The sequence below is a fragment of the Liquorilactobacillus hordei DSM 19519 genome (genome assembly GCF_019443985.1).
GTDB classification, from domain to species: domain Bacteria; phylum Bacillota; class Bacilli; order Lactobacillales; family Lactobacillaceae; genus Liquorilactobacillus; species Liquorilactobacillus hordei.
In genome coordinates this window covers 26,271-40,356 of sequence record NZ_CP049301.1, presented here as the reverse complement: position 1 = coordinate 40,356, position 14,086 = coordinate 26,271, and the positions used below count along the sequence as shown (strand labels likewise).

The window sequence follows — 14,086 nt, the reverse complement described above, 5'->3', positions numbered from 1 at the left end:
CCTATAGCCCTATCTTTCTAATTTCGAAACCGTCCTTTCCAATAAGAACGACACCTTGTGATCTTGATGATTTTGCACCAATAATATTTACAGAATATTCATCTATTCCCTTTATGCTCCCAAAAGTAACTTGGTATTGATCATTACCCACTTCCAACATTGTAAAATGATGTATGTGTCCACCAATTACTGCTACAAAATGTTTGCCATGTAGATTACTTAACTCAGCAAGTAATGTTTTCTTTTGAAGATTATTGAGATCTCCATGAATAAAACAGAAGGAATATTTACCTACATCTATAGAATGATAATAATCTTCGGCTGCCACAAACTTGACTTGTGTGTTTGAATATTTTGCATAAGTCTCTATAATCTTGTTACTTACTCTAATTGCATGATCTGCACTTAGATTAGAGTCTTTCTTGCCTTGCAACCTATCATGATTACCAGCAATAGCAGAATATTTAACTTTTACATAAGCTGATATTTTGTCTAGAAACTTAATAACTAATTCGGTAGCATTAACTATCTGTTCTGATAATGTTTCTTCTGAGTTATATAAATTTTGATTACGCATATAAACATTCTCAATCAAGTCACCTAGGTTCATAACGTAGACAGAGCTAACATTCTCTTTAATAATTGTTGCAATAACTTTATCAGCATACTTATTTAATAATCTTGCACAAATATCTCTATTGAATTTATTGTCTGGTAAATTTACTACAGCTCCATAATGAATATCAGAAAGACATACAATCATTGTTTTTTGTTCTTTATATTTTTCGGGTGCATATTTACTAAATACTCCTACTTTACTGAAGTCCTTCTTTTTCAATGCTTCTTCAATATGCTCAATGAATAAAACGTCTTTATTTACATCGCGAACAAGTTTTCTTACACTAGTTCCTTGCTTTTGTAGCTCTAATTTAGCTGAATTTAATTCACCTATTTCGAATTTTATACTTTGGAGCTTATTATCACTTAATAGATCTGCGTGTTTATTTACACTTGGTAATACTCCACGTTCCTTCTGTTCGCTTTTAATCAAACAGCGGTAGGCTTCATTAGTATCGCTATCAAGAAATCCTTCCTTTTTCATCATATTCTTGTGTCTAGCCCATGATGTTCTTCTTGTTGGGGATAGTTTCTGTAATTCCTCTTTAATCTTAATAGCCGTATCCAAATGTTTCTCCGTAACAACTACTTTTGTACCTTTTCGATTTATATATGAACGCATCATTACACCTCTCGTAATGTGCTACACCCGATATTCACATATATATAAGAAAAAAGGGTATTATAACCCTCTGTCCTTTTTAAATTTCTCGGCCATCTCTAATGACTTAATTAATTGTTCTTCGCTTGCCTTACTTAGTGTTTTAATACCCAATTCACTTGTTAGTAATCCAGCAAAATCTTTCTTATCACTTGCTTTTTCTAACGAATTAACAAATTTAGTTAATTTCTCTTTATCTGTAAGCCCCATTTCATCAAGTTCTTCTTCATAACGTTCCTTAGACTTCATTGAGTCTGCTACAAAGTTTTTGTTTACAATTTCTCCTTGATTTTTCTTATTCTCGATCTTGCTCTTCCAGATATTGTAAGATGGGTTTTCTACTACTTCACCTACGCTAGTAACCTTTGTACGATCTTTTTCAATCTCTCCATAGAATTTCTGATCTTTTACAAAGAGTCGAATTACAACATCGTAATCGTAATCAGCTTTCTTTTTCATATTAGGTGCCTCTCCAACTTTGACACGCTTATTGGCACTAACCTCTTCCATAATGTCTACTGATTGAGCGATAGAGACAATATTTACTCCACGACTAGCCAACTCAATCTTTGAATTTTGTAATTTTGTTTCTATTTGTTTGATTTTTCCATAAGATCTTATTGAAACATTTGCGTCCAAAACATTCTGGCCTTTTTGTTTTGCTCGCTTTTCATCAATATCAAGCAATGCCTGTTGTACGTCTTCATGAATCTTAGTCTCGGAATCTACAATAAATGTCCCAAAGTTACTATCTTCCTTCAATTCTTCTAATACATCTTCTAAATCGTAAAAACTTTGTGTATCAAAAATTTCAAGGATATTCTTTCCTTCTTCATCGTTTTCATACCAACCAAGACCATCTTCTGAATCTAGAACTTTGATCTTTGGAAAACTCAATCCAAATAAACTTTTACCTGAACCAGTATCACCATAAACTAAAACTTTCAAACCTTTTTTTCGACTATTAGGTTTTCTACCTACTACCATTCGTATTCCTCTTTTCTTTCATTATGTTTATTTGTATTTGTTCTAAGCTCCAAACATCGCTTCTAAATCTTCATCTGTAGTTTCTTCATCTTCACCCCATGGGCTTTCTTCTGTATCACTCTCATTTTTTTCTTCTTCTACTTCTTCTGTTTCTGGGACTACTAAAACTTCTGGATCATACTTGTCTTCCAACATTAATCGTGGTTGACCTGATTCATCCTTATCAGTTCTTGGCCGTAAAAATAATACCTCACTTATTTTATTCCCACGAATCGTAAGTTCGCTTTTGATTTCATCTTCATCAGCAAGCCCTAATTCAATCAATTCTTTAACTTCATCGTTTAGTTCGATATCTCCTGAAGACTGTTCATACCCCTCATTAAAACCAATGTTACATGTTATTTCACGAACCACATCACGAGATTTTACTTTGAAAAACTTTTCTACAACTTTTTTACGTAATTCAAGATTCTCTTCTGTTGCTGTAACAGTAATACTCTGTGGTAGTGCTACAACTTCTTTAATTTCTTTTCCATCTTCTTTAGAAATATATTGTGGAACAAACGCTGAAATAATAGTTTTCCCATCTTCTATTAATTCTTTATCATAACGTTTTGACACCGATGTATTATCTACTAGGTAAGTTTGTGTACCTAATATTTCATGTTTATGTGGTTCTACCTCAGTCCCATCAGATTTTTTATACCCCTCATTTAATCTAATTCGTTTAATATTCAATCTACGTTGAATTTTCCCATTGTAACGAGAATACTCAATATCACCTGATACAAAGACTTCTTCGCCATCTTTCAAATTTGTCTTTAGATATGCAATAGCATCAAGTTCGGATAAAAACTTCTTCTCATCAAGTTTCCCGTCTTCCTTATGCTCTAAAGAAACAAAAATGAATGAATTGTCTGCTACTTGTTTTAGAATTTCTTCATTATCGCGATGTTCCCACTTTATATCCATAATTCCTTCGTCTTTATTTTTAGAAAATCTCTTAAGGATTGGTTTAGCAGGATCATATCCTCCCATTAACTGAACGTATACCTGTTGCCCTTCACCAAATTTTAAAGCGAAATTTGCATTGGCATATTTGTAAGTAGAATGTTTTGAAACTTGTGGCTCTCCAATACTATCTTCTCCAAGACCTACCATTCCCCATGCCCTGAATGAAGCGTATCCTCGTTTTAATTCTTTCTCTAATTTATTCTTTGATTTTGTTGGCATTAATTAATTGTCCCCTTTTCTTCAATAATAAAACTGAATTTGCTATCAATATGTTCATTTGATACTACAACATCATAATTTTTAAAATATCTTTTAATCTTCTGGATTAATGTTTTAGAGTTAAGTAATTCCTTGGTAAGAACAATTTTTTTAATTTTTACGCCGCTACTCATCTTATCGAACTCTTCACGAATCATATCGTTATAAATAATTTCTTCCTCATCACTTGTTATTTCTGGTTCTTTTAAAGATGAGACATTCTTATCTTCATCGGGAATTTCTTTTTCTTGATTTTTCTGAATATTTTGTTGTTGCTCAGTAATTTTCTTTACGCTTTCAATAAAGTCTTGATACTGTATCAACTCACCATTAACTGGCGTTAAAGGATATCCCCTTGTAACAACATAAGTTCTGATTTCTTGCCCAATTCTATCCAAATATCTAATAAATAATTCATCTTTTTCCACATTTCCTAGAATAAGTTTTAAACCTGCAATCTTATCGTCACCAATAATTTTATCAATATCAAAAGCAAAATTAAATTTAACAACGTGTGATGCTGTTACTTCTTCTGCCAAACTATTCCCTCCCAATCTTCTAATTGTTTTTGTAAGTCGGTAAGTCCACCATTATTATCCATTATGGCAATTTTGTTCAAAGGACTATTATCAATATTGACAAATTTTAGCTTGCTGTTCTTTATACTTCTTGTTGGTAATGATTCTATGAAATTTAACTGTTGTTCAATAATAGAGTTTTTTATTTCTTTTTTATCAAACTCTTGATCGCGTTTAACCAATCTTCTTTCAGCAGTGTTCACATCTGCCTTCAGATAAATCGCATCATATTCCTTTTCAATAAAGAAATGTGAAAAATCTGTCAACTTTCTGACATCTGGTACAACAATATTTATTTTGTCTCCAGATTTTTCCTCTAATAATTCTTTTTCTCTCTCTAATTTCTTTATCCAAATATCATTGCCAAAAAATACTCTGAATTCCTCACCTATAAATTGCATAGCACTTCTTCTGGTGATATGTTTATTACTAAACGGGAAATACTCATCCGTAATCTTGTGTACCTCTTTACCCAGGGATATTTTTTGAATATTTTTACCATAACGCTTTGCTTCTTCTCGTATAAAATCAGCCAATGTATCTTTTCCGCTACCTGCATAGCTTGCCATTATTATAATATCTTTCAAGTCAAACACCTCCTTAACAGATAATAGTATAACAAAAGCACGGCAGTTCTGTCAATATGTTTAGTTGTAAAATAAAAAGAGAAATGTCTATTCAAACATTTCTCTTACTCTATCTACATATATTAATTTTAAATTAGCATCAATCTTAGATTCATATAGGGTTTCAAAAAAATTTGAATATTCTTGAACTAATTTACTATGAAACTCCATACTATAATTTTCAATTGTAGTATTTCTCAAATCAAAAACCATTTCTTGAATTTTTTTTATTTTTTTTTCAAATTTTACTATATCATTCAATAACTACTCTTTGCCTTCTTTCTAGTTTAAATATATTTTGCATAGTATTCTCCAACATATTCAATAAATACATACATAAACCCATTGGTGATCTGGCTCCGAATCTATAATACTCCCTCATTGCTTCATATAATTTCATAGCCAGTTTCTCTGGAACAATTTGCTGCATAACTGCTATCAACATTGACGAATATTTTTCTAAAAAACTTTCTGGGAAATTATCATTTACCATCAGTAGGCAAATAGACTCATAATTTCTATCTAAGAACATTTTAATATCATCTTGTTTTTGAAATTGTAATTCTATTAAAGTTTCTTTTAGCAGTTCAAGTGGATAGTCGTTTAAGATATAGTATCTTATTACTTCTAACTCAATTTGATCTTGAAATGAGGTTCTAGTATTAATCCCGATATCTTCTGGACGCTCTATACTAAGTTTTTTCATGATAGCCCTGAAAAGATCTCCCCCATTATCAACATAAAAATTCTCCATTCAAAAATCCCCCACAAATTGTTATTTTACATTTTTATACTTTTCATAATTTTGCACTAAACTATATTTTCTGTAATACTCGTCCTCAGATTTTTTGTTGTTTAATGAACTTTCCTTCATATCCCCAAATTTAACCATGCTTTCATACATTGCTTCATCTAGAGATATTGACTTATTTAAGTACATTAAGTCATCTACAAATTCGATTCTACCTGCAGTCCTGATAGTACTATAAGTAAGTTGTCGATCTGCAATAAATTGAGAATAATTTTCTCTAATCTTCCTTAATCTTCTCTGGATTCCATATTCGGACATTTTTCCATTTTTAGAGCTTCTTCCATATGTTCTAAGTAGATAACCAGTCCGACTAACTGTTTGAATAGTTTTAGAAGTAGAACTATAAAAGGTCTGTTCCAATGCTTCATGCACAATAGACAATGCTTCTGGGTCTAACTTAATATCACGTTCAAATTTACCTCTAATATGAATCGTATTGCCAGTTATATCGTCTTCTCTTATATTTCTAATCTCATCATCTTCTTCTATTCTTGATAACTTAATACCATTCATCATCAAAGAAATTATGACCGCATCTTGAGGGTTATCAATTGCTCTAACTATTCTTTTTAATTCATCAGCTTCAATAAAACTTTTAGGTTTTTCATTTTCTGGAATGCTGTCAAAAAGTTTATTTTTATTCCAACTCTTCTCCAACTTGTAACCTAACTCATCAAATTTTTTAATAGAGTAGTCAACAAATAAATTAATTACAAGAATATAGTTATTGTAAGTCATATAATTTATGAAATTATTTCTATAATAGCTAATGATGTCTAACATGTCTTCAAAATTGAATTGCAAAATAGATTTATTTTTTTCAATTTCAAATTGTTCTACTTGGTTCAAAATTTTAATTATTTTTTTTACATTACTATAATTTTCTAATTCTCGGCTTCTCTGTGCTATAAAAGCTGCCTTTAGATTATGATCAAATTTGTAATCAATACTAAAGTTATCATTATGTTTACTATCATCTTCTAATCTTAACTTAACTAACTTTTCTATATCCTTATTCAATACAGATAATCCAAAAATCATTTCTACAGTCTTGCTGTATGAGAGTTCATCTGTATCAATAGTAGTAGCATTAAAAAATTTATCAATAAACCTTTGACTGATTTTCATTTGTAATAATCGTTCATTATAGTTGTTTTTTAACTCATGAAACTCATATGGTAAAACACCACTTGTTATTCTAAGCATAAAAAAACTACCTCCTTGATTTATATTTATTATAAATCATTTAAAACAATAGTCAACATATTGAAAGTTTGTATCAAAGTTTCTTAATTATTCCTTAATGAATCCATTCAAGATTGAGTCAGTATAAATTATATTTTTTAACTCTTCTCTACTTTTAACAATAGATAATAATTGTTCCTTACTTAGGCCATCTAATTTATCATAATCATAGTCTCTACTTGCTATCACAGAACCAGATTCATTCGGATTACCATTGTCACGAATGTATCTCATTGTCGTTTCAATGTTTTCATGATCCAAGAAGCGTGAGGTTTTAACAATATCTTTAGTTATAGAATAAACATATGTCCCCGCTCCGACCTTAATAGAATGAGGAGTTATCTCTATCCCTGTTTCCTTGCTAAAAACATTTAGGTAATAAATAAAATTCCGTTTAGATAATTCTCCAAATACTAAATCATCTTCATTACCAGAAAATAATAACTCTTTCATTTTTCTGAAATAAACATATTGTAAGTTTTTGATATTCTTTTTCGTGCCTTTATCTATAACCGTTAATTTTGCAAATTTACCGCCCCATACAGAATCATATATCTCAAATTGCGACCATTTTATTTTAAAAGTAGCACTACTTCTTATCGCAGTTACAAACATGAAATCAACTAAAGCTGCATACTTTTCTCCAATTTTAGGAGTATTTGTATTATATTCTTTATTTTTCAGCCATTCTTTGAGATGTGATAAATCCTTTTTACTCATGGGTTTAATATGATTTACATCATCGACCAAACTACTAGTAGATAAGTAATCATTACGTATCTTGTCATAATTTATTTTTCCCATAAATATATTTTCCTTATTTAAGTAGTCGAAAAATGAAGACACAATACTTAAAGAAGTTTTTATTGTAGAATCTTTTATTCCTTTTTCTCTTTGTACCTTAATGTATTTTTTGAACACTATGCTGTAGTGCATACTTTTAAGATCAATTATATTTATTTTTTTTATTTCCTTATCAAACATAAGCTTAAAAAATACGGAAATACAATGCTCATATTTCACCCTTGTTTTATCGGTTCTCCTGGATTCTAAATACTCCCTAAAAATATTTTCGAGATTTATATTTTCTATTACTCCGTCCATTTTCTTACCTCCACGAGTTAAAATTTAAACCATATTGTTATAAATGTCAATATGTTTATTATATTTTTTTTATTTCTAACCATTTAATAGTAAAATATTTTAAAACATTCTAACCTGTATACGTTGATGTTACAACATTACGTAAAAACAAAATTGATTTCATTACATTATTTCGTATAATTTTTTATCAATTCTATAAGAAAAGACTATAATTATATTATAAAATTAAATGTCATAAATCTTTATTGCTATAATATATTATGAATGAAAGAGTAAATTTATTACTGCTGTCCTTGTTATATTTAACTTACTTCCAATCATATTTATGGATGGATATTCATTACGCCCCATTTTTATATAATCATTAACGTCTTGTATATTGTTTTTCTTGATTATTTTTTTCGCAATTCGTACAAGTTCTTCTCCATCTGAATCTTTGTAGTATATATTAGAATTTATTATTGTATTATACTTATCATTGACCTCAAAAATAATTTTTTTCCAGGTTATACCATGTTTCGCTAAGGTTAAAGATGTTGGGAAGTTTTCTTTTTTCAATATTTTAGAAAATTCCAAATTATTTTTTATCTTATTTTCAAAAACCAACTTGCATATCTTGGCTTCTACTTCTTCCCAATTATATTGGATTTCTTTACGTCCTAATTTGTTTTCATTGTTTAAATAAGGTTTATACTCTAGGCCAATAAATTTAATTATTTCTCGCCAATTTAATTCCAATACTTTCATCAAATAATTAGGTGATGGAGCGATTTTTTTATCATACCTATTTTGATACTCTGTCCTGGAAGGATTATCTTGAATTTCTAGTCTATATATCTCTTTTCTAAAAGCCTCCAACATATCTACCTTGCTTTTATACTTTTTCTTCATTTTTACTACACTCCCAAATTTTATACACAGGTTAGGTATTTATTAATTGATATTTCTAGTTTAACATTTTTTGGCTGCACACTTCTTCTGTATTTTATTTATAGATTCAAACAAGATTTTCAATCTTCTTTAATTTTTATTCTACTTAGTTACTTTGATTTATATTATGAACTTCTTGTAAATGCTTAGAATATTGATTATCAACAAAACCGTAATAGTCGTCATGATAAAATTCTTCACCACATAATACACATACACACACTCCTAGTCCTCTCTTAAAATATTTCTTATACCATTGAGTACAATTTTTCCCAATTGGATTATAATGTGTGGATAGATGTCGATTGAAATTTGAAGCTCCATTGGTTACATTTATTTCCTTTTTACAGATCTTACATGTTATATAGTTCTTTGTAATATTCATTCCGTTTCTCTTCCTTTTCTATCAATATGTTCATTTCATATTGTAATTAACTTTTTATTTTTTACGACATACATTCCCAGAATTAATTCTTCTATTTCTTGTCTGATAAATTCTGTATTGTCTTTACTTAATTTCTTTTCTAGTATAATCATACGGATCAATAATTCTTTTTTTGTAGTACAATCGAATTTATTTATATTATTCATAGCTACATATTTTACATTGCCACTCCTATACATATCTTCCATATGTGATAATTCTGGATCAATATGTAAAAAGAAGTTGTCTTCTCTAACATTGTAGTAAATAGCTGATGACTTATGGTTTTTCATATCACTAAATATCTTTTCTATTCTATTTTTCATTATGTATTCCTCCTAATTATTAATATATATAATACATATACTGGACTCGAACCAGTAATAGTAATACTTATCTATATCTACCCAGATTATGCAATTTTCTTTATAAAATTTTATTTTGCCTCTCTAATAATTCTAATAGATGTTTGGCCTTCAATATTTCGAACTGTTCACCATTTTCTTTTGCTTGATTAATCTCGTATTTAGTAAGCGGAGATTCAGCTTCCTTGAAATCATAGTTAGTATATATCTTAGCTCCTTCAATTTTCTTGAACCACGCCCAACACTCAAAGTCGCCAAAACCTTCAATGTCGATCTTTAGTTCTTCTATCAGCTCAGTTGAATCACAGCTAATGGTTGGCTCAACGTTGTGTTTATCATAAAAGTTTTGTAGTTTAAACGCATTCGCAATGGTCATGTTTTCTAATTCAGAAGTATTGTTTCTGTAGTTTAAAATAATATCTTGTTCTATATTAGTTTCTTTTTCAATCTCGGTTGCTGATATTGCACTATTTAATAATGATTCTATCTTAGTGAGATCAATTATTTTTTTCATATTATATCTCCTTTAATAATTTAACAGAACTAAATTAGATCTTCATTACTATATTTTACAGTACAAATACCATAATTTTAACACTTTATGAAAAATTCTTTTTTCCTCTACTCTCAAGATACTGTATTTGTGGGTATTCGGATGACGCTTTAATTTATAAAACTATCATTTTATTAACTAAGATAATTCCTACTCAAGATTAATAGCAACCTCATCCTCAATATAAACAATTGGTTTATCTATCCATTTCCTAACATCAAATTCTGTTTCAACAATTTTATTTCGTGGCATTACATTAAGACTGCTAAATTTTAAAAAATCATCAGATTTATTTTGTATAAAATAGATTTGACTAATCTCTCTAGTAAGAGTGTCTCCTGAAATAACTACACCATTCATACCACGGATTAAAAAATTAAACAATAGAAATGGCAATGCTCTACTTGGTTGATTCTCAATCTTTAGTTCTTCGGCCACATACCAATAATTTGAAGGAAGATAAATTATTGGATTAGTGTTTTTTCGTTGCTTATCCCAATTAGCAATAGTCAAAGATCCAGTTCCTGCACAAGGATCATAATTATTTTTTGCATCATTCCCATTATTAAGCATCTCGGAAATCAAATTAGAAATAGATGGTGGAGTAAAATATTGTTTTTTCTTTGTTCTCTCGGCCATCTCTTCTGAATACATTTTGCTGAACCAGTCATATGACAGATCGGTTTCAAAATTCAAGAATTCTTTGAATAATTCTTCTCGTTTTTTCTTCTCCATAAGAATTTTCATTAAGTTATCGCTCGCTTGCCAAGCATCTCCAGCATCCAATAGCTGTAGAATTTCTTTTTTCTTTAACATAGTATTTTCTCCTTACGACAATCTAATAGGTGACTGGATAATATAAGTTTTATGATCTGGATAATTAATGTACCAAACCAATGGTTCTAATCCATTTTTGTTGAAACCAATATCGACAGATGTCCCATTCACATTAGCTTTCATAAAGGTCAATATATCAATCATAGATTTTGAGTTTAAAACAAAATCAAAGTCAAATTCATATGAAAATGGTAACTCTACTTTTATACCACCCTCTATAATCACCTCTATGTTTTTGTTTTTCTTGCTGACGAATCTGATATACCCATTCTTTTTGATTCTAGCTAACGATATGAATAATTCAGCATCAATTGATATAAAATTTCTTTTCTTATCTAAAATTTCTTTATTTAGTTCCATTACTTTATTATTTAATTTATCATTTTGTTCATTTCCAATTACAGGAGCATAATTTTCAATTTTGACCATTATTATACTGTTACCAAAATACAAATTATTTTCTTTAACAAATTTGTATTTTCGACCAGGTACTTTACTACCCTTATAATTAAATAATTTCTTTTCCAGCGCTTCTATACTTTTTTCTTTCAACATGTTTATTTCCTCCGAATAATTTTATTAATCACAATTTTCTGTAGCATTTTTAATTAGAATCGTATCATCATTTTCATACCTAGAAACCCTATGGACTTGAATTTCTCCATCTTGATTAATTTCTATTTCAATCATGTACATGTTTATTCCCCAGAATTTCTTTTCCTCTTTACTTTTCCTCTTTTAAAATATCATACATTCTCGACCAATTATCTGTTAAATACTCTGTGCTATAATCACCAAAACAATCGGCATTATCATGTTGATTATCTTTAGTTGCTATCTCTACCATCTCTTTATTGGCTTGCAAAAATTCTTTTTTATGATCTAAAATATCTGCTACTGTTCCAAGTCCATAATTAATAAGTTGATTATCACCTACAAGATCCCATGCCATATCGCCAATTAATTCCTTTTCCCGTTTATCTTCAACTAGATCTTGTAAGGCATATATCTTCTCAAACATATCATTACGTACAACATACTCATCAATAGATAAGTTATTTTCATGTGCATACTTTTTAACTAAATCATAGTAGTTATCATAACTCTCATACATATTTATAATTTCTTTTAAGAAGTCTTCTTTCGTTGGGACTGACTCAATTTCTACCCCTAATTTTTTTAATAATTCCTCACTTGTCATAATAAACCCCCTGTTTTTTATGTATAGCTATAAATTGTAGATCAAAATTTCTTTTATTCGTTTATTTAAAAACAATTATTATATGCGTTATTTACATTACATTTCTTATAATCAGTAAGAGCTTTATTCCCACTTATTAATTCTTTAAATGCTAATTCAGCTTCATGTTCATTCTTAAAATCCAATTGTAGTCTGAATGTTTCACCCTTTTTTGCTCCAAATGAATCATTCATAGTTTCTTTTGAAATCGGATAGGCTGCAAGAGTATCATTCTTTTTATGAAAAGAATAGTCTTCACTCCAATCTTCAATTCAAACTAATGTACCGTTCTTCATGTTCGCTTTTTTAGTTATTTTCATAATTAATTCCTCCTAAAAAATCTTTTTTATTTCAATTTATTATTTATAAATTCCTCAATATCCCGTATATCGCATACCATTAATACCAATTCAGCAAAGAGATATATATTATGTTCGTTGACATCAATATTATTTCTCACTAAAAATTCTTTTACCTTTTTCATTAGTGATTTTTTATCTTCGTATTCGGGTGTTCCTGTAAAGTTTTCATAATCGTTTACACCTGAATACACTGGAGTGTCGTCAGACAGGTCTTTCAGATTATGTCTATTGAGATCAACTTTATACATCGCTTGTTCATTATTACTATTAGACATTCTTTCTTTTTGCACATACCAACAACTAACGTTATCAAATTCAGCATAACTTCCGTTTACACCATGAATTGTTTTTTCAACTAACATATATATATCTCCATTTATTTTTGATTAAAATTCTTTTCTACCAACCACAACTAGTTTCAACAACTGAATCATCTTCAGACAAAAAGTGACTACTGATATCCCACCTCTCACTTAAATCTCTACCCAATGACTCTGTATCAATATAATTCATTAAATCAGGCGCCCCATTGTAATCTTTATCCAAATTGTTATCCATATACCAACCATCCGTTAGCTCGTGTTTAGTAAATTCAAAAAGATTATCATGAACATATAATTGATCTTGTTGCCATTCTCCTTCCCCAACTTCTTTTAGTAATTCTTGTGCCAAAATTTTGTCACTTTCTTCTAATTCCTTAAAATTTTCAAATATTTTCATAATTAATCCTCCTAATTTTCAACAACCCTAAAACCAAAACGCTGCCAGCCAAAACTATTTTGAGTTAATTCAAAAATTCTTTTTGCTTCTGCAATATCATAAAAGATTGTTGGTTTTTTATCCTCAAGGTCTATTACTTGTATTCTGCTTCTATTTTTCCTAATTGCATAGCCATCACCCATAATAGAATAGGTGGGTAAATAAATTTTTTCCTTACCTATCATTATTTGATATGCTAAGTCTGTTCTGTTTACCGTTCGCCAAATAATATCTGGAAATTGTTTGTCTGGATGGCTTGCAATTAGATCCTCATGTAATAACATACGAACACGTTTTACAAAAACTGATGAATTAGAAAATTGTGCTGTACCCTCAAAATAACTATCTACCCATGTAAACAATGAATTTTTAAAATCTTCTATATCCTCATATTTCTTTTCAAATTTTTCAGTTATCCTACGATTATACATATCAGTAACATTACTAGATGAATAACTCCCCTTTATCGTTAAATTCTTTTCACTTGCTGAAAAACTCTTAATTGTCTCATAACTCATAATTAATTCCTCCTAAAAATTTCTTTTGTGTTTACTTTATTTTTTTGGTAGAATAAGTGTATAAGGTAACGTACGCCTAATACGCTACCCATTGCATAAGCAATGACAAAATTCAGTGGACACTAGATAAATTTATCTAGTGTTTTTTCTTGTAAAAATGTTTTTTAATATAGTCAATAATTTTTATCACACCTAA

The 14,086-nt window shown here is 29.3% G+C and carries 19 protein-coding genes; all 19 read right to left on the bottom strand.

What is annotated here, in order from left to right; all coding sequences use genetic code 11:
- Window position 1: 1 nt before the first annotated feature.
- Complete coding sequence (locus G6O70_RS00245; RefSeq protein ID WP_258236124.1) at window positions 2-1,243, bottom strand: metallophosphoesterase; 1,242 nt, start codon at window positions 1,241-1,243, stop codon at window positions 2-4.
- Between the two features lie 57 nt (window positions 1,244-1,300).
- On the bottom strand, window positions 1,301-2,266 hold the full coding sequence (locus tag G6O70_RS00240) for an AAA family ATPase (RefSeq protein ID WP_057868812.1): 966 nt from the start codon (window positions 2,264-2,266) through the stop codon (window positions 1,301-1,303).
- A 42-nt stretch (window positions 2,267-2,308) separates the two neighbouring features.
- The gene (locus G6O70_RS00235) at window positions 2,309-3,499 is read right to left on the bottom strand and encodes a hypothetical protein (RefSeq protein WP_057868813.1); all 1,191 of its coding nucleotides are present in this window, start codon (window positions 3,497-3,499) and stop codon (window positions 2,309-2,311) included.
- Window positions 3,499-4,077: a hypothetical protein gene (locus G6O70_RS00230; RefSeq protein ID WP_057868814.1), complete on the bottom strand. Its 579-nt coding sequence runs from the start codon at window positions 4,075-4,077 to the stop codon at window positions 3,499-3,501. Before G6O70_RS00230 ends, G6O70_RS00235 begins: the two co-directional genes overlap by 1 nt.
- Complete coding sequence (locus G6O70_RS00225; protein ID WP_057868815.1) at window positions 4,062-4,703, bottom strand: hypothetical protein; 642 nt, start codon at window positions 4,701-4,703, stop codon at window positions 4,062-4,064. The genes G6O70_RS00230 and G6O70_RS00225 overlap by 16 nt, the downstream gene beginning before the upstream one ends.
- Before the next feature lie 87 nt (window positions 4,704-4,790).
- Window positions 4,791-5,003 (bottom strand): hypothetical protein, encoded by a 213-nt coding sequence (locus tag G6O70_RS00220; protein ID WP_057868816.1) that lies wholly within the window; start codon window positions 5,001-5,003, stop codon window positions 4,791-4,793.
- Complete coding sequence (locus G6O70_RS00215; RefSeq protein WP_057868817.1) at window positions 4,996-5,496, bottom strand: hypothetical protein; 501 nt, start codon at window positions 5,494-5,496, stop codon at window positions 4,996-4,998. Before G6O70_RS00215 ends, G6O70_RS00220 begins: the two co-directional genes overlap by 8 nt.
- Before the next feature lie 21 nt (window positions 5,497-5,517).
- Complete coding sequence (locus G6O70_RS00210) at window positions 5,518-6,759, bottom strand: hypothetical protein (RefSeq protein WP_057868818.1); 1,242 nt, start codon at window positions 6,757-6,759, stop codon at window positions 5,518-5,520.
- Between the two features lie 87 nt (window positions 6,760-6,846).
- Complete coding sequence (locus G6O70_RS00205) at window positions 6,847-7,902, bottom strand: tyrosine-type recombinase/integrase (RefSeq protein WP_057868819.1); 1,056 nt, start codon at window positions 7,900-7,902, stop codon at window positions 6,847-6,849.
- Between the two features lie 258 nt (window positions 7,903-8,160).
- Window positions 8,161-8,793, bottom strand: coding sequence for a hypothetical protein (locus G6O70_RS00200; RefSeq protein ID WP_057868820.1), 633 nt, complete (start codon window positions 8,791-8,793; stop codon window positions 8,161-8,163).
- Between the two features lie 459 nt (window positions 8,794-9,252).
- The gene (locus G6O70_RS00195) at window positions 9,253-9,582 is read right to left on the bottom strand and encodes a hypothetical protein (RefSeq protein WP_057868822.1); all 330 of its coding nucleotides are present in this window, start codon (window positions 9,580-9,582) and stop codon (window positions 9,253-9,255) included.
- A gap of 100 nt (window positions 9,583-9,682) precedes the next feature.
- Window positions 9,683-10,135, bottom strand: coding sequence for a hypothetical protein (locus tag G6O70_RS00190; protein WP_057868823.1), 453 nt, complete (start codon window positions 10,133-10,135; stop codon window positions 9,683-9,685).
- A gap of 189 nt (window positions 10,136-10,324) precedes the next feature.
- The gene (locus G6O70_RS00185; RefSeq protein ID WP_057868824.1) at window positions 10,325-10,990 is read right to left on the bottom strand and encodes an N-6 DNA methylase; all 666 of its coding nucleotides are present in this window, start codon (window positions 10,988-10,990) and stop codon (window positions 10,325-10,327) included.
- A 12-nt stretch (window positions 10,991-11,002) separates the two neighbouring features.
- Entirely contained in the window at window positions 11,003-11,566 is a 564-nt protein-coding gene (locus G6O70_RS00180; protein ID WP_057868825.1) for a hypothetical protein, read from the bottom strand.
- A gap of 169 nt (window positions 11,567-11,735) precedes the next feature.
- The gene (locus G6O70_RS00175) at window positions 11,736-12,212 is read right to left on the bottom strand and encodes a hypothetical protein (RefSeq protein ID WP_057868826.1); all 477 of its coding nucleotides are present in this window, start codon (window positions 12,210-12,212) and stop codon (window positions 11,736-11,738) included.
- Window positions 12,213-12,277: 65 nt separating this feature from the next.
- Window positions 12,278-12,445 carry a hypothetical protein gene (locus tag G6O70_RS00170; protein WP_157047935.1) on the bottom strand — a complete coding sequence of 56 codons (168 nt, stop codon included), beginning with the start codon at window positions 12,443-12,445 and terminating at the stop codon, window positions 12,278-12,280.
- 152 nt (window positions 12,446-12,597) lie between these two features.
- Window positions 12,598-12,975, bottom strand: coding sequence for a hypothetical protein (locus G6O70_RS00165; RefSeq protein ID WP_057868827.1), 378 nt, complete (start codon window positions 12,973-12,975; stop codon window positions 12,598-12,600).
- Between the two features lie 37 nt (window positions 12,976-13,012).
- The gene (locus G6O70_RS00160) at window positions 13,013-13,333 is read right to left on the bottom strand and encodes a hypothetical protein (RefSeq protein WP_057868828.1); all 321 of its coding nucleotides are present in this window, start codon (window positions 13,331-13,333) and stop codon (window positions 13,013-13,015) included.
- A gap of 11 nt (window positions 13,334-13,344) precedes the next feature.
- Complete coding sequence (locus G6O70_RS00155; protein WP_057868829.1) at window positions 13,345-13,890, bottom strand: hypothetical protein; 546 nt, start codon at window positions 13,888-13,890, stop codon at window positions 13,345-13,347.
- Window positions 13,891-14,086: the final 196 nt, after the last annotated feature.